The organism is Elioraea tepidiphila DSM 17972 (assembly GCF_000378465.1).
Lineage (GTDB): Bacteria > Pseudomonadota > Alphaproteobacteria > Acetobacterales > Acetobacteraceae > Elioraea > Elioraea tepidiphila.
Window position 1 is genome coordinate 44,020 of record NZ_KB899915.1, and the last position, 16,329, is coordinate 60,348.

Consider the following 16,329-nt stretch of genomic DNA (forward strand, 5'->3'; position numbering starts at 1 on the left):
TGCGACCTACTGGGCCGCCGCGGCGGCGACCTCGCCGTGCCGGTCGAAGATCACCTCCCCGCCGCGGATGGTCAGATCGGCGCGCGCCGTCAGCACCTCCTCGGGGGAGAGCGAAAAGAGATCGGCTGAGATCACCGCGATATCGGCGAGCATGCCCGGCGCGAGCGTGCCGCGCGTCGCCTCGGCGAACTGGCTGTAGGCACCGGCATAGGTGTAAGCGTGCAGCGCCTGCTCCATGGTGATCGTCTCGTCCGGGCCGAGCACGGTGCCCTTGTTGGTCTTGCGGGTCAGCATGCTGAACAGGTTGACGAAGGGATCGACCGTCGAGACCGGCGCATCCGAGCTCGCCGAGGGTTCGTGCCCCTCCTCGATCCAGGTGCGCATCGGATAGGCCGCCTCGGCGCGTTCCCGGCCGAGATTGGTCACGTAGAGGTCGCCGAACTCGTACATGAACACGGGCTGCGGCACGGGCAGGATGCCGCGCGCCTTCATGCGCCGGCGCTGACCGGCGTTGAGGAACCCGCAATGCTCGATTCGGTGGCGCCGGCCGGGCACCGGGTGTTCGGGCGTGTCCGCCGCCTCCATCCCGCTCAGCACCTGCTCGATCGCGGCATCGCCGATCGCGTGGATGTCGAGTTGCCAGCCCTGACGGTGATAGAGCGCCAGCAGGTGATGCATGGTCTCGGTCGGGAAGCAGAACACGCCGGTGCCGCCGCCCGCGCTTTCCAGATACGGATCGAAGAACGCCGCCGTCAGCCCGCCGGCCGAGCCGTCGGCGAACACCTTCACCGCGCCCCAGCGCAACCTCTCGTCGCCGTCCATCGGCCGGAGGCCCTGCTCCCACGCGGCCTGGGCGATGCCCTCGGGATTGCCGGCGAGCACCTGCCACATGCGGAGCGACAGCGCGCCCTCGCTGAGCGCGCGCCGGTAGGCCGGAATCTCGGCCATGCCGGCGATCATGCCGACATTCATGTCGGTCGCGGAGGCGAAGCCGCGGCTCGCCAGGTCGTCGCAGGCGGCGCGGATGCCATCCACCATGCGCGCCTCGTCGGGCACGGGCACGTGATCCAGGATCAGCCGCATCGCGCGCTCCTGGAACAGCCCCGTGAGCGTGCCGCCCTTGCGCTCGATCACGCCGCCTTCGGGATCGGGCGTATTGTGACCGACGCCGGCAAGCCGCATCGCCGCCGTGTTCGCGACCAGCATGTGCCCGCAGGTGCGCCGGATCGCCACTGGGTTATCGGGCGCAACACGGTCAAGCTCCGCCGCGGTCGGATGCCGGCCGACATCGAGCGCGCCGTGATCGTAGCCGCGCCCCAGCACCCAGGCGCCCTTGGGCGCCGCCTTCGCCGCCGCGCCGATGCGCCTTAGCACCTCATCGAGTGTGCGCACCTCCTCGGCGCGCAGGTTCACGTGAGACAACCCGAGACCGTAGGGCAGCAGATGCATATGGGCTTCGTTGAACGCGGGAATCGCCAAGCGTCCGGCGAGATCGATGCGTCGTGTCGCCGCACCCGCCAGCGGCTCGACCTCGTGCCGGCCTCCTGCGGCGATCACGCGATCGCCCGCCACCGCGAGCGCCTCGACGAAGCCCGCGTCGCGGCCGCACCAGATGCGGCCACCCGACACCACCAGATCCACGCCAGATCCCGCCATCACGCGCTCCAGTCACCACGGCGCGCAGGCGCACGGGCTTCTTGGTCCTTCCCGAGGGACATGCCTGCACGCGCGCACGGCACGGATGATTTCATGCCTGAAGCTCCCCGGCGGCGTTCCCTTCTTTGCGATAGTCCTGGCAGCGGCGAATTGTGCCGTCAAGCCGAGGTGGCACACTCGGCGGATCACCATGAGTCACACAGCCCCACCTCGCCCCTCGATCCTGACATCCGCGCTCGCCGGACTTGCCGCGCTGGTCGTCGGGCTCGGCCTCGGTCGTTTCGCCTACACGCCGCTGCTGCCGGCACTCGTGACCGCCGGCTGGTTCACGCCGGGCGAGGCCGCCGGGCTCGGGGCGGCGAACCTGATCAGCTATCTCGCTGGCGCGATGATCGCGCGCCCGCTCGGCCGTGTGGTGGCGCTGCCGGTGCTGATGCGGGGATCGATGCTCGCCACCGCCGCGTCGCTCCTGGTCTGTGGGTTTAAGCCAGGGCTCGTCGTGTTCGGCACGATGCGCGCGCTCGCCGGCGTGACGGGCGGGGTGCTGATGGTGCTGGGCCCGCCCTCGCTGCTGGCCGCGGTGCCGCCGGCGCGGCGCGGCCGGATGGGCGGGATCGTGTTCGCCGGCGTCGGCATCGGCATCGTTGCCGCCTCCTCCGCTCTGCCGGCCTTGCTGCGCGAAGGCGTGCCGACCGCCTGGTTCGGCCTCGCGGGTGCGGCGGCCGCGTTCACCGCCATCGGCTGGCGCGGCTGGCCGCCGAGCCCACCGCCCCCGCCGCCGCATGACGGCACGGCCGCGCAGCCGCTCCGCTGGCTGGTGATCGCCTATGGGGTGAACGCGATCCCGGTCATTCCGCACATGATCCTGATCTCGGACTATGTCGCGCGTGGACTCGGCACGGGGATCGCGGCGGGCTCGGCGGCGTTCGTCGTCTATGGCATCGGCGCGGCGATGGGGCCGATCGCGGGCGGCTGGATCGGTGACCGGCTCGGCTTCCGCCGCACGCTCGACCTGGCGGTGATGGTGCAGGCGAGCGCGATCCTGTTCCCCGTGCTGCTGCCGACCGTGCCGACGGCGTTCGTCTCCGCACTGGTCGTCGGGTCCCTCACGCCCGGCATCCCGCCGCTGGTGCTGAACCGCGCCGTGGAACTCGCCGGCCCGGCGGGGGCGGCGCGGTTCTGGCGCGCCGCCACCATCGCCTTCGCGCTCGGCCAGGCGTTCGGGGCGTGGGGCACGGCGGCCGCCTTCGCCTGGCTGGAGCGGCATCCGCCCCTGTTCGTCGCGGGTGCGGTGATGGCGGTGATCTCGCTCGGGCTGCTGCCGCGCGACCGCGCGCCGGACAGGTAATTGCCGAGGCGCACGGAACCGCTATCGTGACGCGTCCGCATCTCCGAGGAGAGCCGCGATGTCGCCCTGGTCCACCCGCCTCCTGACGGCTGCCGCGCTGGCGGCGTCGCTCGCCGCCCCGGCGGTCGCACAGCCGACACCGCAGTCGACGCTCCGGATCGTGCTGATCAACGACCTCGCGAGTCTCGACCCGGTCGTCTCGACCGCGGCGTTCGTGCGCAATCACGGCTTCATGGTCTACGATCAGCTCTTCGCGCTCGACAGCAAGGGCGAGGCGAAGCCGCAGATGGTCGAGCGCCATGAGGCGTCGGATGACGGCATGACGCATCGCTTCACCTTGCGCGAGGGGCTTGCCTTCCACGACGGCGCGCCGGTACGCGCGGCCGACGCGGTCGCCTCGATCCGCCGCTGGAGCCAGCGCGACGTGGTGGGCCGCGCGCTCGCCGCGGCGACCGCGGCGATGGAGGTGGTGGACGAGCGGACCTTCACGATCCGGCTCAACCGTCCCTTCGCGCTGGTGACCGAGGCGTTGGCCCGCCCGACCGCGAGCGCGCTGTTCGTGATGCCCGAGCGCGTGGCATCGACCCCCGCGACCACCGCGATCACCGATGCGACCGGCTCGGGGCCGTTCATCTTCAAGGCCGATGAGTGGCAGGCCGGGCAGCGCGCGGTCTATCTGCGCAACCCCGCCTATCGCCCGCGCGCGGAGGACCCTGACGGGCTCGCCGGCGGCAAGGTCGCGAAGCTCGAACGGATCGAGTGGCTGTCGATGCCCGATGCCGCGACCGCGGCCGCGGCGCTGCAAACAGGAGAGATCGACTTCATCGAGCAGCCCTCACCCGACCTCGTGCCGGTGCTGGAGCGCAACCGCAACATCCGGCTGTTCGCGCTCAATCCGGTGGGCTTCATGGTGTGGCTGCGCATCAACCACCTGCATCCGCCGTTCAACGACCCGCGCGCGCGGATCGCGCTCCTGCATCTGATCAACCAGCAGGACGTGCTGAACGCGATCGGCGTGCGTCCGTCCGAGCAGGTGCCCTATTGCCCCGCCTACTTCTTCTGCAACTCGCCGCTGGAGAGTCACGCGGGCGCAGTCGGCCTGCGCGAGCCGAATGTCGAGGCCGCGCGCGCGCTGCTGCGCGAGGCCGGCTACGACGGCCGCCGCGTGGTGTTCATGAACGCGGCCGACAGCCCGATCAACAACGCCGCCACCCTCACGATGGCCGAGGCGCTCCGCAAGGGCGGCCTCACCATGGATGTGCCGACGATGGACTGGGCCACGCTGACGCAACGGCGCAACCGCCGCGAGGCACCGGACCAGGGTGGGTGGAACCTGTTCGTCACGGTCGCGAACGTGCTCGACGGGCAGAATCCGCTGACCAACCTCTACCTCGCCAGCCCCTGCGAAGGCGGGTTGACGGGCTGGCCGTGCGACCCGCGGCTGGAGGAGCTGCGCCGGTCGTGGTGGGAGGAGCGCGATCCGGCGAAGCGGCGCGCGATCCTCGATGCCGTCCACGCGCGCGCCTACGAGGTGCTGCCGTACATCAACGCCGGCCAGTTCCGCACGCTGGCCGCGCACCGGACGAACGTGCACGGGCTGCGGCAGACCACGATCCCGGTGTTCTGGGGCGTCGAGAAGCGATAGGGGCTAAGGCTCGCACCCACGCGCCAGGGGGACTCACCGCCCGTCCGCACCAGCCGCCCATACAAGGTCATGCGATCTCGCGGATCAGCTTCCGGCGCAGCGCGTTGACGAACTCGGTACGGCCTTCGGCGGTCTCGACGAAGGCGCCCGGGCCCCCGATCACCTCGCGGGCATAGGAGTCGGACAGGCTGCGCATCGCAGGGCGCAGGATGATCGCGAGCGCATTGATCGTGATGCCCCTGGCCACGGCCGCGTCGCGCGCCTCGGGCGCCGGCGTCAGGCTGCGCCGGTCCGGCCCGTCGCCGGAGACGTCGATGATGCGCCGCGTCGCCTCGAACGGCGACGCATCGAGCAGCGCCACCGAGTGCACGATCGCATCGCCGATCGCGTTCCAGGACTGCACCGAGCGCGGCGCGCGCACCACCGCCGCGCCGAAGAGCTCCGCCCCCTCGGCGTCACCGACCGTCATCCATGGCACCATGGTCGCCGCCCCGCCCGGCGAGCCCCACTCCACATAGGCGAAGGCCGTACGCCCGAGCGGCTGCGAGCGGATCGCCTCCAGCACACGGGCATCCGCCACCGCCTTGGCGATGCCCTCCTTCTGAAGCCGGAGCTCGTCCTCGTCGATCGAGCCCGAGGCGTCGGCCGCCAGCACCAGAGCGACGTCCACGGGTTCGCGCGCGCGCGCCGGGGCTGCCAGGATCGACAGCCCGCCGGCGACGAGCGCGCGTCGCCTCATCCCCGTCCCACGAACGGCATCTTGGTCGCCATGATCGTCATGGTCAGGATGTTCGTCTCCAGGGGCAAGCCCGCCATGTGCACGATCGCGTCACCGACGTGATCGACATTCATGGTCGGCTCGACCTCGACGCGGCCGTCCGCCTGCTTGACGCCGCGCTGCATGCGCTGCGTCATCGGGGTCGCCGCATTGCCGATGTCGATCTGGCCACAGGCGATGTCGTATTTGCGGCCGTCCAGCGCGATGGTCTTGGTGAGTCCCGTGATCGCGTGCTTGGTCGCGGTGTAGGGGGCACTGTCGGGGCGGGGGGTGTGCGCGCTGATCGAACCGTTGTTGATGATGCGGCCCCCCTGTGGGCTCTGCTCCTTCATCATGCGGAATGCCGCCTGGGCGCACAGGAACGAGCCGGTCAGGTTCACCGCCACCACCGCGTTCCACTGCTCGGGCGTGAGGTCCTCGAACGGCGTGCCGGGCACGTTGGTTCCGGCGTTGTTGAACAGCAGATCGAGCCGACCGAACTCGCGCTTGGTCGCGGCGAACAGCGCGCCGACCGAGGCGGGATCGGACACGTCGGTCGGCACGGCGAGGATGCGCGCACCCGCGGGCGCCATGGCGGCGGTCTCGTCGAGCGCGTCCTTGCGCCGCCCGGCCAGCACCACCGCCCAGCCCGCGCGCGCCAGCGCGAGCGCGGCCGCCCGTCCCACACCCGAGCCCGCACCGGTGACGATCGCGATCCTGTCGGCCATCCGCTCCCCTCCTTTGGTGAGGGGCGCATTGTGTCGGCAGATCGCGCGTCGGGGAAGCCGGCGTCAGACGTAGCGGGCGAGGTTCATGTCGCGCAGCCCGCCGATGAGCCGATAGGACATTTCGAGCTGCACCTGGAGGAGCTGAAGCCGCGCCGTGACCTCGGCGATGTCGACGTCCTCGACCTTCGAGATCTGCGCCTTCAGCACGACCTGAAGATCCGCATGCGCCTCCTTGGTGCGCGCGAGCCGCTGCTCGGCCACCCCGATCGCGGCGCGTTCGTCCTCGAGCGTGCGACCCGCCGATTGCAGGCTGTTCGCGATCTGCTGCATCAGCTCGGTGAATTCGGGCTCCGCCGCCTGCGCCTCGGTGAGGCTGCCGAGCATCGCGAGCCCGCGCATCAGATCGCGCATGAAGCTGCCGGTGGTCGGCGGATCGGCCGCCGACTGCGCGACACCGTTCTGGTTGGCGCGCAGCCCGTAGACGATGCGCGTGCCGTCCTCCGCGAGCAGGCTGGTGCGCGGCTCGCCGAGCCCACCGCCGGGAGCCGCCGTCGAGAGGAAGTCGGAAAAGGGCGTGGTGCCCGACACATCCGAGGCGGCGATCGCGAGCGTATCGGCCATCACCTGCGCCGCGCTGCGCGGCACGTCGGGTGTCAGCGGGTTGCCGTCATCATCCCACGGTACGCCGAGCTGCTGCGTCGCCGCCTGGATCTGGGTGAAGAATCCGGTCTGGAGGATCGCGGAGGCGTTGGGCACCGGCGGATGGGCGCTGTCCGATCCGCCGAACACGTAGGTGTCGCCCGCGCGCACATTCAGCAGGCTGGCGATCTCCTGCAACGCCCCGCGCGCCTCCTGCGCCACCACATCCACCGCCGTCTCGCCGAGCGTGATCAGCGAGAGCGCACGCTTGGCCATGTCGGAGGCGAGCTCGCCGATGCGCCCCAACGTGGACTGCGTCACCGTGATGCGCGCCTCGGCGGTCTCGATCGCGCGCGCATAGGTGTCGCGCCGCGCGACCTCGGCGCGCAGGTCGATGGACATGCGCGCCTGGGGTGCGAGCCCGCTGAAGCTCTCGGCCTTGAGGCCGGTCGAGGCCTGACGCACCAGGCCATCCATCCGGTCGCGCGTGGTGAGCGCGCCGGCGAGCAGCCGACCGATCGTGCCGTAGGAGGAATTGACCTGCATCGCGTCTCTCCCGCTCAGCGGACCGCCGCCAGCAGCGCGTCCCACATCGCCTGCGAGGCGGTGATCACGCGCGCGTTGGCGGCATAGGCGTTCTGGAGCTGGATCAGGAGCGCCATCTCCTTGTCGAGATTGACGCCGACCGCATCGGCGTAGCGGTTCGCCAGCAGATCGCGGGTCGAGGCCAGGCTCTCGGCCGAGGCCTTGGCGGCAGCGTGCTCGGCGGTCTGGGCCGAGACGAGGGCCGCGGCGAAATCGGCGAGCGTCCCGGTCGAGGCGATCGGCGAGCTGAGGTCGCCGCGCGGCCCGAGCCCGGTGGTCAGCAGCGGCGGATCATGCGGCCGCCCCACGCCGAGCTGGCTGCCGAAGGTGAAGTCGAGGATGCGGTTGACCAGCAGGTCGAACGAGGCCGGCCCACCGGGCGGGTTGGGCGTGAACGGATCGCCGTACGGCGCCTGCACCTCGCGTGTGGCCGGCCAGGGCGGCAGCCCGCCCGGCACGGCGTGCGTGCCGTCGCGCGTCAGGCTCGGATTCTCGACCACCGCGGCGAACACGCGGATCTCGGCGGCGAATCCGACATAGCCCTTCTGGCCGCCGCCGACCTGCTCCTGCGGCACGTTGCCGCGCGCATCCGTGAACAGCCGGAGCCCCTGCTGGTCGAAGCGGCGCGCGAGCTTGTGCGCGAACTCGTCGAGCTCCGCCTGCATGCGTGGCAGGGTCTCGTCGCGCAGCCCGATCAGCGCGCCGAGCTCGCCGCCGAGCTGGCCGCGCGTGAGATCGACGGGCTTCGTCGGGTCCGCGGAATCGATCAGCAGCACGGGAGGCACCGTGCCGCCGCCCGGCTCGTAGTACGATTGCGGCGCGAGCGAGGCGCCGTTCACGGCGAGCGCTCCGTCGCGCAGCGGCACGGTCTGACCACCCTTGGTGAAGGCGGTCATCTCGCCCTTCTCGGTCAGCACCACGCGCAGGTCCATCAGCGCGGCGAGCCGGCCGATCACCATGTCGCGCTTGTCCTCGAGCTCGGCCGTGCCCTGGCCCTCGGCCTTCAGCCGGACGATCTCGCGGGTGAGGCTTCCTGCCTCACCGAGCAGCCGGTTCGCCTCGGCCACCCCCTCGACCAGCATCTGCTGGGACCGGTTGCGCGCGTCCGTGACCGCGCCGGACAGCATGTTCAGCTTGTTCGCCAGCGCCGCCGCGGCATCGACGATCTCGACCTGAAGGCTGGTCGAGGACGGGTGGGCGGCCAGCGCGATGAAGCCGTCGCGCACGCGGCCCGTCAGCCCGGCGAGGCTGTCGCCGTTCTCGGGCCGGCCGTGCAGCGCCTCCAGCGGCGCGAGCACGGAAGCGCGCACCTGCGCGGCCGCAACCCCCGCCTCGCGCTGCCAGATCGCGCGCTGCAGCGCCGCCTCGGTCGCGCGCTGCACCGGCTGGGTGGCAACGCCGATCCCTTTGCCGGCCGCGACGACGCTGGTGGTCGGCAGCGTCTTGGCGGTGTAGCCCGGGACCTCGGCATTGCTGATGTTGTTGGAGACGACGCGGAGCTGCTGGTTGATCGCCCGCAGCCCCGAGACCGAGATGCCGAGTGCGGCGTCCAGCCCCATCGCGTCCTCCGTCTAGCCCTTCCGGCTCAGCGCTTCATGTTCAGGGTGTCGAGCAGCATCTCGTCCGATGCCGTGACGATGCGCGTGTTCGCGGTGTAGGCGCGCTGGGCAACGATGAGCTTCGAGAACTCGGATGCCATGTCGACGTTCGAGCGCTCGATCGAGCCGACCACCAGCTTGCCGGCGCCATCGCGCGAGGGGTCGAGCACCTTCGCCTCCCCCGACTCGACCGTGCGCATGAAGGCTTGGCCGTCGATGCGCTCGAGCTTGTCGGCCTCGTTGAAGGTGACGACCGGCACGCGCGCGATCACGCGGCTCTGGCCGTTGTCGTAGTTGATCACGACGTCGCCCGTCTCGTTCAGCGCGAGCGAGGAGAAGCTGCCCTGCGGCACGCCGTTCTGCGCAAGGCTGCGCAGGGCGTAGTCGGAGCCGGCGAACTGCGTCACGCCGTCGGCGAGCCCGAACGAGCCGAGGAAGATGCGCACGTTCTGCGGGCCCTGGCCGTAGTTCACCACCACGTCCACATAGGCGCGGTCGCCGGTGAGCTGGTTGGCCGGCACGGTCGCGGTGCCGCCGGCGATGTTCGCCCCCGAGATCGCGGTGATGGTGCCGGCGCGCAGCGGATCGCCGCCGCCGCCGAAGCTCACCTGGATATGCGGCGGGATGTTGCCGTTGGTGGTGCGCGTGCCGGTGGTGGTGGCGGCGAGAGTCGGCGTCACCTCGACCTCGAGCGGCGCGCCCGCGGTGGTGGTGATGCTGAGCTGATTGCCGCCGACGGCGCCGACGGTGATGCCGGGGAGCGACGGGATCGCGGCGATCAGGCCGTCGCGCACGTCGGTGGCGGTGTCGCCGGCGAGCGCGGTGTAGGTGTAGTCAGTGCCGTTCAGCGTGACGGTGAACACCTCGCCGCCCGCGAAGGGGCCGCCGGGCACGGTGACGTCGCTCTGCCCGCCATCGACGCTCCAGGAGGGGATCGGCACCCCGGCCTTCGCCTTCAGCGTCAGGATGCCGCCCTGGACGCTGGCGATCGCAGGACTTTCCGGGTCGGCATTGATCTGGGCGGCGAGCGCGTTGGCGATCGCGTTGATCGAGCCCTCCTCGCCGTTGGTGGTGTAGGTCCAGGACTTCGTGGAGGGGAACCCGCCGGTGATGCCCGACAGCGAAACGGTGAAGCTGTCGCCCACCTCGCCGACGGTGCCGGTCAGCACGAAGCTGTCGGTCTGGTAGGCGGGCGCGACGTTCGTGACCGGGTTGGAGAGCGCGAGGCTGGTCGAGGTGGTCACGGTGTAGGGCGTGCCGGCATTCACCGCGCGCAGCTGGAAGGTGTCGTCGTCGACCACCACCGCGGTCACGCCGAGGGTGGCACTGTCGGTGTTGATGCGGCTGACGAGCTGGTTGCGGATCGCCTGCTGCGCGCCCGGGCTGCCGAGCCCCGCCTCGGCCGCGGTCGCGGTGTAGCTGACGACGATGCCGTTGATGGTGACGCTGTAGACCTGACCGGCGGTGATCACGGCGGGCAGATCGACGTCGTCGGTCTGACGGATCGGCTGCACCGTGCCGTTCACGTTGAACGCGTTCATCTGCTGGTCGTTGAAGCCGGGGATCGTTCCTGCGCCGCCGACCGGATCGAGCCCGCTCCCCGGCGCGATCACGTCCATGCGCCAGTTGTCGGCGCCGGCCTTGGTCCACTGCACGTAGAGCGTGCGCTGCTCGCCGAGCGCGTCGTAGATGCCGACCATCGAGGTGAAGGTGTTCTGCCCCTCGGGCGGATTGGCTGGCAGGTTGGCGGCGAGCACGACCTCGCTGGTGGCGACCGGATTCGAGACGAGCTGGCTGACCCGGATCGGCTGCACGCCGGAACGGTCGATCTGGCGCGTCACCGTGTCGACGCCCCAGCCCTGCAGGAAGTAGCCGGCACTGTTCACCAGATAGCCGTTGCGGTCGAGCGCGAAGTCACCCGCACGGGTGTAGAACTGCCGCTGGTCGAAGGTGGGGAGGCCGTTCACCTCGCCGTTCTGCGAGGCGACCGTGAAGAACCCCTGGCCCGCGATCGCGAGCGCGGTGCGGTTCTCGGTCTGCTCGATCGTACCCTGCAGGTTATGGGTGTAGTCGGGCCGCGCGACGACGCTGCCCGGCGCATGCAGGCGCTGGCTCGAGTTCGTCACGTAGCTGACGAAGTTGGTGTCGACGCGCTTGAAGCCGATTGTCTGGCTGTTGGCGACGTTGTCCGAGATGTGGCCGAGCGCGCGCGACTGCGCGGTGAGCCCGCCGATCGCCGTGGTCATCGCTCCGAACAGGGACATGGGTGCCTCGCTGTGCTGGCAGAGTGGGTCGGGATCGTCCCAGCAGGTCCCGTGCCAAGTCGCGGCGTGGCGGAAATCTGCGGGTTTCCCGTGGCCGCGCGGCACTGCGCGCCGAGCCACGCCGTGCCGGTTCCGTCCTACCCGGCAAGGCCTGCCGGGCAGGCCGCGCGTCAGTCGCGTGCGGGGAACAGCGCGGCGGCGCGCCGCATCGCCTGGTAGGCCCGGCCTTCGGCGAGCAGGGCCTCGATCGCGTCGAGCTCGGTCACGGCATCCGCGCGCGCGAGCCGCATTGCTGCCAGCGCGGCAGCGACATCCGCATCCGCCGCATCGCGGCCGAGGTAGCGGCACTGGATCGCGTAGTAGAGCCGGCGCTCCGGCCCGTCGATGTCGGTCTCGCGCAGCATGTCGCGCCCGCGCAGGAACTGTGCCTGGGTATGCAGGAAGATCGTTGCCGTGCGATCGCCGGCGCCGATCACTGCGCCGTTGACGACCACTGTCTCGCCGGGTCGCAGCACCACTTTCAAGGGCATTCTGCCGCTCCTGTTCCGCCCATGCCGTTGCCGGCGCGGGATCATCGGAGCGAGCGTCCAGCAACCGCCGTGCCGAGTGGCAGCGCGCAGCCGGTGGCACCGGATTGCGCAGCCGGGCCCAACGCGGCGCCCGGCAAATACAACCGTTACCGGGCTCACCCCTGCCGGGTCGCCGGCAGACCCTGCCGGGGGGGGGCGGCCAGGCGCGACCACGATCCGGCCGCGCCGGACGGCCATCCCGGCGTGCCGCACGACTTGGCCCGGGACTTGCGACGGGTCCTGCATGATCACGATCGCTCCTGCTCCCGCCATGCCCGTGGCGCTGCCTGACAGCGCCGCGCCGGGCCTGTTCGGGGCCGACGAGGCGGAAGGGCCGGCGTTCGCGGCCGAGCTTGCGCTTGCGATGGCCGGGGGCGAGCCCGCAAAGCTGCCGCCGGCAGCCGCAACGCGACCCATGCCTGCCGACGCGATCAGGATGACGATCGCGTTTCCCGCACCGGACACGGGTGCTGCTCTGGTCGAGCCGACGACCTCGGGTCTTGATGCGGCCGCCCCCATCGGCGCTCCTGCCGAGGCGGTCACGGCCGCGACCGAGCACGCCGACGCGCCACCGGCTGCGCCAATGCCGGAGGCCCGGGACACCGCCTCCCCACCGGCCGCCCCGTCTCCCGTGCCGTCGGCGGTGCCGAGGCCGGCCCCGACCGCCACGCCGCGGTCGGCAAAGGACGCTGCCGCGCCGCAGGCCGAGGCTTTGATCGAAGCGCAGCCGGCACCGTCGAACGGGGTCCGAGGCCCCGCGCGGGCCGAAGGTCACGGTCCCGACGCCGAGGAGATGACCGCCCCCGGGTCTCGCCCTCCGCCCGCCCCTGCGGCGGATCGGGGCGTGCCACCGGTCGAGGCGCGACCGGTCGATGCCCGCCCGACCCTCGCGTCCGATCCTGAGGCCCTGGGCGATGCCGCCGCCCCAGACGGCGTGGCCCCATCCGGCGTCGAGGCCAGGCCCGAGGCCGAGCGGCGGAGCCGCAGCCGTCTCGCGGATGAACCGTCGCCGCGCGTCACCGACCAGACGGCGGTGGCCGACACGGACCCGCAGCCGCGCGCGGCCGGCAACCTCGCCGGGACCGCGCCCGACGCCCCGCCACCTGACGCGCGCGATGGCGTGCCCGCCGATCAGCCGGCCCCTGAGCCCCCCGCAGGGCAGCCCACGCCCGAGACGTTGGGCCTTGCCGCCGCGGCGACACCGGCCCCACGCCCCGCCGGTGACGTGCCGCGTCCGCGCGGTGGTGTCGGCACGGCCGCGGCGACCACTGGCGCCGGAGCCCCCACGCCGCCGGGTGACGCAGCCGAACCGGCCCCCCGCCCGGCGCCCGCCGAGACGGCGCCGCGCGCGCCAGCCGAGGCGCGTCCGGACCCGGCCGAGCCCGCGCCTGCCACCGATGCGCCGCGGCCGGCAGCCGCACAGGCGGCGGAACCGACAACGGAACCGGCCGAACCCAGAGGCAACCCGGCCGACCGCACGGAACAGCCGCCGCCGCGCACCGAGGCCGCGCCGCGCGTCCTCGCGCCGTCCGGGGCCGCCGAGGCCCTCCCCCAGCTTCAGCCGGTCGAGCGCGCCGCCCCGGTTGCCGCCGCCCCGCCGGTGCCGCGCGCCGCACCCACCCCCCCGGCGCAGCAGATCGCGCCGGTGCTGATCACCCTCGCCGCCGGCGCGGCGGGCATGCCGGATCGCCTGACCCTGACGCTCGATCCGCAGGAGCTCGGCCGGATCGAGGTCGAGGTCTCGCGCGAGGGCGAGCGGCGCGTCGCGATCGCGGTGCTCGCCGAGCGGCCCGAGACGCTGCACCTGCTCATGCGCGACGCCGCGATCCTCGACCGGGCGCTGGCCCAGGCGGGTGTCGGCGCGGAGGGCCGCAGCCTCGCCTTCGACCTCGGCGGCGGGTCGGACGGCCGCCAGCAGCGCGGCAACGGCGCCGCCACACCCGGTTCCAGCACCAGCCCGCAACCCGAACCTGCACGCCCGCGCGACCCGCTGAGCCTGCTCGACATCGCCATCTAGAGGACGCCCCGATGACCGACCTCTCCGCCGCCACGCTCACCGCCGCGCAGCGCCAGCAATCGGCGCTCGCCTCGCGCAACCAGATCGCGTCGAACTTCCAGGACTTCCTGAAGCTGCTGACCACCCAGCTGCAGAACCAGGATCCGACGGCGCCGCTCGACACGAACCAGTTCACCCAGCAACTCGTGCAGTTCGCCCAGGTCGAGCAGCAGCTCGCCACCAACACTCATCTCGAGCGGCTGATCCGGGTTCAGGAGACCACGCAGCTCACCGCGCTGACCCCACTGATCGGCCGCACGGTCGAGGCCGACAGCGACAAGGTCGCGCTGCAATGGGGCGAGGCGCGCGGCGCCTACACCCTGCGCGCCGACGCAACCTCGGTCACCATCACCATCCGCGATGCCACCGGCCGCGTGGTCGCGCAGGGTCCTGGCGAGACGCGGGCGGGCCGGCAGGAATTCGCCTGGGACGGCGTGACCGGCAACGGCCAGCGCTGGCCGGACGGCGCCTACAGCGTCACCGTGCAGGCCCAGTACGGCACCTCGCTCGAGACCGTGCCGACCACCGTGATCGGCCGGATCACCGGTGCTGAGCGCTCGGGTGGCGCGCTGATGCTGTCGATGGGCAAGCTGCAGATCGACACCGGCGCGATCCGGGCCGTCGCCCCCGACCGCTGAGCCGCGACCGGGCGGGTTCTGCCGATCGGCAAAATCTGCCCGGTGTTAACGCGCGCGTAAGCCCTTTCGGTCACGCTCCCGCATGGCTGAACGCCCGCCCGGCATGCGGGCGTACGGGAGGTCCCGGTCGCGGTTCGGCGGCAGGGGCCTTCAGGGAAGGGTGCGATCGTGAATGCGTTCCTTGCTGGGCTGAAGACGCTTGGGCCGGTCCGGCTCGCCGCACTTGGGGCGGTCGGGATCGCGGTGATGGGCGTCATCGTGTTCCTCGCCGCGCGCGCCGGCCAGCCGCCGATGGCGCTGCTCTACGGCGAGCTCGAACAGCGCGACGCCGCGCAGATCGTCGCCACGCTGGAGCGCCAGCGGATCCCCTACCGTCTGAGCGCGAATGGCACCCAGGTGCTGGTGCCGACCGACCAGGTGCCGCGGGTGCGGCTCTCGCTCGCGGCCGAAGGCCTGCCGGCCGGCGGCTCGGTCGGCTACGAGATCTTCGACCGCGCCGACGGGCTCACCGCGTCCTCGTTCCAGCAGGGGATCAACCATCTGCGCGCGCTGGAGGGCGAGCTCGCGCGCACCATCCGCTCGATCCACGGCGTGCGCGCCGCGCGCGTGCACCTTGTGCTGCCGCGGCGCGATCCGTTCTCGCGCCGCGAGGGCGAGGCGCAGGCCTCGATCGTGCTGACCATGGCGGGCGTGCAACGGCTCGATCGCGAGCAGGTGCAGGCGATCGTGCATCTCGCCGCCGCCGCGGTGCCGGGGCTGAAGCCGCAGAACATCTCCGTGATCGACAATCGCGGTTCGCTGCTCGCGCGCTCCGGCCAGGCGGTCGGCGGCATGGGGCTCGCCATGAACGCCGAGGAGATGCGCCGGGCGCACGAGATGCGCCTGACCCGCGCGGTCGAGGAGATGCTGGAGCGCACGCTCGGCGTCGGCCGCGTGCGCGCCGAGGTCACGGCCGAGATGGATTTCGACCGGGTCACCGAAAGCCGCGAGAGCTTCGACCCCGACCAGCAGGTGGCGCGGTCGGTGCAGACCGTGACCGAGGAGAGCCGCACGACGGAGCGGAACGAGAACGTCACGGTCGGCAACAACCTGCCGAACCCGCAGCCGCAGCAGAACCAGGCCGGCTCGCAGGAGAGCCGCACCGAGGAGACCACGAACTACGAAATCGGCCGCGTCACGCGCCAGATCGTGCGCGACACGCCGATGGTGCGCCGCCTCTCGGTCGCGGTGCTGGTCGATCATGCGCCGGCGGCGCCGGGCGCCGAGCCTCAGCCGCGCAGCGCCGAGGAGCTCGCCCGGATCGCGACCCTGGTGCGCAGCGCAGTGGGGTTCGATGAGAGCCGCGGCGACCGCGTCGAGGTGGTGAACCTGCGCTTCGCCGACGCACTGGCGCCCGCGGCCGAGGAGGAGTCGCTGTTCGGCCTGCCGATCGGCCGCGCCGAGATCGTCCGTGTGGTCGAGACGGTGGTGTTCGGCATCGTCGCGCTGCTGGCGCTGCTGCTGGTCGCGCGTCCTCTGGCCGGACGCGCGCTCGAGCGGATCGGCCAGACGGAGAGCTCCGCCGGCACGCTCGGCGCGCCGCAGGAGGGGGTGGCCGCCCTGCCCGCGCCGTCCGGTGCGCCCGCGCTTGGCGATGGCTCGGCCGGCGCGCCGGCGCTCGGCTCGCCCGCCTCGCCGCTTGCGCTCGGCTCCGGCGGCGGTGGCGGTGGCGAAAGCATGATCAACATCGCCCAGATCGAGGGGCAGATGCGCGCCTCCTCGATCCGCCGCGTCGCCGAACTCGCCGAGAAGCACCCGGAGGAAGCGGTCTCGGTCGTGCGCGGCTGGATGGCGCAGGAGGGCTGAG

Annotated in this window: 12 protein-coding genes; 5 read left to right on the plus strand and 7 right to left on the minus strand. The window is 72.0% G+C overall.

The genetic code is table 11. The features are described from left to right. Positions 1-6 precede the first annotated feature (6 nt). Positions 7-1,656 carry an amidohydrolase gene (locus F563_RS0106115; protein ID WP_026299369.1) on the minus strand — a complete coding sequence of 550 codons (1,650 nt, stop codon included), beginning with the start codon at positions 1,654-1,656 and terminating at the stop codon, positions 7-9. 190 nt (positions 1,657-1,846) lie between these two features. Between F563_RS0106115 and F563_RS21755 the strand changes: the two genes are divergently transcribed. Further along, positions 1,847-3,004, plus strand: coding sequence for a YbfB/YjiJ family MFS transporter (locus F563_RS21755; protein WP_019013770.1), 1,158 nt, complete (start codon positions 1,847-1,849; stop codon positions 3,002-3,004). Between the two features lie 58 nt (positions 3,005-3,062). Then, positions 3,063-4,649: an ABC transporter substrate-binding protein gene (locus tag F563_RS0106125; RefSeq protein ID WP_019013771.1), complete on the plus strand. Its 1,587-nt coding sequence runs from the start codon at positions 3,063-3,065 to the stop codon at positions 4,647-4,649. A 67-nt stretch (positions 4,650-4,716) separates the two neighbouring features. Here the strand turns inward: F563_RS0106125 and F563_RS0106130 are convergent, their stop codons facing one another. From F563_RS0106130 to F563_RS25090, 6 genes are all read right to left on the minus strand, one after another. After that, positions 4,717-5,388 (minus strand): DUF1194 domain-containing protein, encoded by a 672-nt coding sequence (locus F563_RS0106130; protein ID WP_019013772.1) that lies wholly within the window; start codon positions 5,386-5,388, stop codon positions 4,717-4,719. After that, the gene (locus F563_RS0106135) at positions 5,385-6,134 is read right to left on the minus strand and encodes an SDR family oxidoreductase (protein ID WP_019013773.1); all 750 of its coding nucleotides are present in this window, start codon (positions 6,132-6,134) and stop codon (positions 5,385-5,387) included. Before F563_RS0106135 ends, F563_RS0106130 begins: the two co-directional genes overlap by 4 nt. A 63-nt stretch (positions 6,135-6,197) precedes the next feature. Beyond that, on the minus strand, positions 6,198-7,319 hold the full coding sequence (locus F563_RS0106140; protein WP_019013774.1) for a flagellin: 1,122 nt from the start codon (positions 7,317-7,319) through the stop codon (positions 6,198-6,200). A 14-nt stretch (positions 7,320-7,333) separates the two neighbouring features. Next, positions 7,334-8,917, minus strand: coding sequence for a flagellar hook-associated protein FlgK (locus F563_RS0106145; protein WP_019013775.1), 1,584 nt, complete (start codon positions 8,915-8,917; stop codon positions 7,334-7,336). Positions 8,918-8,943: 26 nt separating this feature from the next. Then, the gene (locus F563_RS0106150; protein WP_019013776.1) at positions 8,944-11,220 is read right to left on the minus strand and encodes a flagellar hook-basal body complex protein; all 2,277 of its coding nucleotides are present in this window, start codon (positions 11,218-11,220) and stop codon (positions 8,944-8,946) included. A 170-nt stretch (positions 11,221-11,390) separates the two neighbouring features. Next, positions 11,391-11,750 (minus strand): flagellar biosynthesis repressor FlbT, encoded by a 360-nt coding sequence (locus F563_RS25090; protein WP_019013777.1) that lies wholly within the window; start codon positions 11,748-11,750, stop codon positions 11,391-11,393. An 883-nt stretch (positions 11,751-12,633) separates the two neighbouring features. Between F563_RS25090 and F563_RS23815 the strand changes: the two genes are divergently transcribed. The 3 genes from F563_RS23815 to fliF all read left to right on the plus strand — a co-directional run bounded on the left by F563_RS23815 (position 12,634) and on the right by fliF (position 16,328). Then, positions 12,634-13,806 carry a flagellar hook-length control protein FliK gene (locus tag F563_RS23815; RefSeq protein WP_019013778.1) on the plus strand — a complete coding sequence of 391 codons (1,173 nt, stop codon included), beginning with the start codon at positions 12,634-12,636 and terminating at the stop codon, positions 13,804-13,806. 11 nt (positions 13,807-13,817) lie between these two features. Then, on the plus strand, positions 13,818-14,483 hold the full coding sequence (locus F563_RS21770; protein WP_019013779.1) for a flagellar hook assembly protein FlgD: 666 nt from the start codon (positions 13,818-13,820) through the stop codon (positions 14,481-14,483). Positions 14,484-14,651: 168 nt separating this feature from the next. Then, positions 14,652-16,328, plus strand: a complete 1,677-nt coding sequence (gene fliF / locus F563_RS0106170; RefSeq protein WP_019013780.1) for a flagellar basal-body MS-ring/collar protein FliF — start codon at positions 14,652-14,654, stop codon at positions 16,326-16,328. Position 16,329 lies beyond the last annotated feature (1 nt).

What these genes read in the sequence shown, in the direction of transcription:
- F563_RS0106145 (WP_019013775.1), bottom strand. Translation starts at nt 8,917, where the DNA reads ATGGGGCTGGACGCCGCACTCGGCATCTCGGTCTCGGGGCTGCGGGCG.
- F563_RS0106130 (WP_019013772.1), bottom strand. Translation starts at nt 5,388, where the DNA reads ATGAGGCGACGCGCGCTCGTCGCCGGCGGGCTGTCGATCCTGGCAGCC.
- F563_RS0106115 (WP_026299369.1), bottom strand. Translation starts at nt 1,656, where the DNA reads ATGGCGGGATCTGGCGTGGATCTGGTGGTGTCGGGTGGCCGCATCTGG.
- F563_RS21770 (WP_019013779.1), top strand. Translation starts at nt 13,818, where the DNA reads ATGACCGACCTCTCCGCCGCCACGCTCACCGCCGCGCAGCGCCAGCAA.
- F563_RS0106150 (WP_019013776.1), bottom strand. Translation starts at nt 11,220, where the DNA reads ATGTCCCTGTTCGGAGCGATGACCACGGCGATCGGCGGGCTCACCGCG.
- F563_RS0106140 (WP_019013774.1), bottom strand. Translation starts at nt 7,319, where the DNA reads ATGCAGGTCAATTCCTCCTACGGCACGATCGGTCGGCTGCTCGCCGGC.
- F563_RS0106135 (WP_019013773.1), bottom strand. Translation starts at nt 6,134, where the DNA reads ATGGCCGACAGGATCGCGATCGTCACCGGTGCGGGCTCGGGTGTGGGA.
- F563_RS25090 (WP_019013777.1), bottom strand. Translation starts at nt 11,750, where the DNA reads ATGCCCTTGAAAGTGGTGCTGCGACCCGGCGAGACAGTGGTCGTCAAC.
- F563_RS21755 (WP_019013770.1), top strand. Translation starts at nt 1,847, where the DNA reads ATGAGTCACACAGCCCCACCTCGCCCCTCGATCCTGACATCCGCGCTC.
- F563_RS0106125 (WP_019013771.1), top strand. Translation starts at nt 3,063, where the DNA reads ATGTCGCCCTGGTCCACCCGCCTCCTGACGGCTGCCGCGCTGGCGGCG.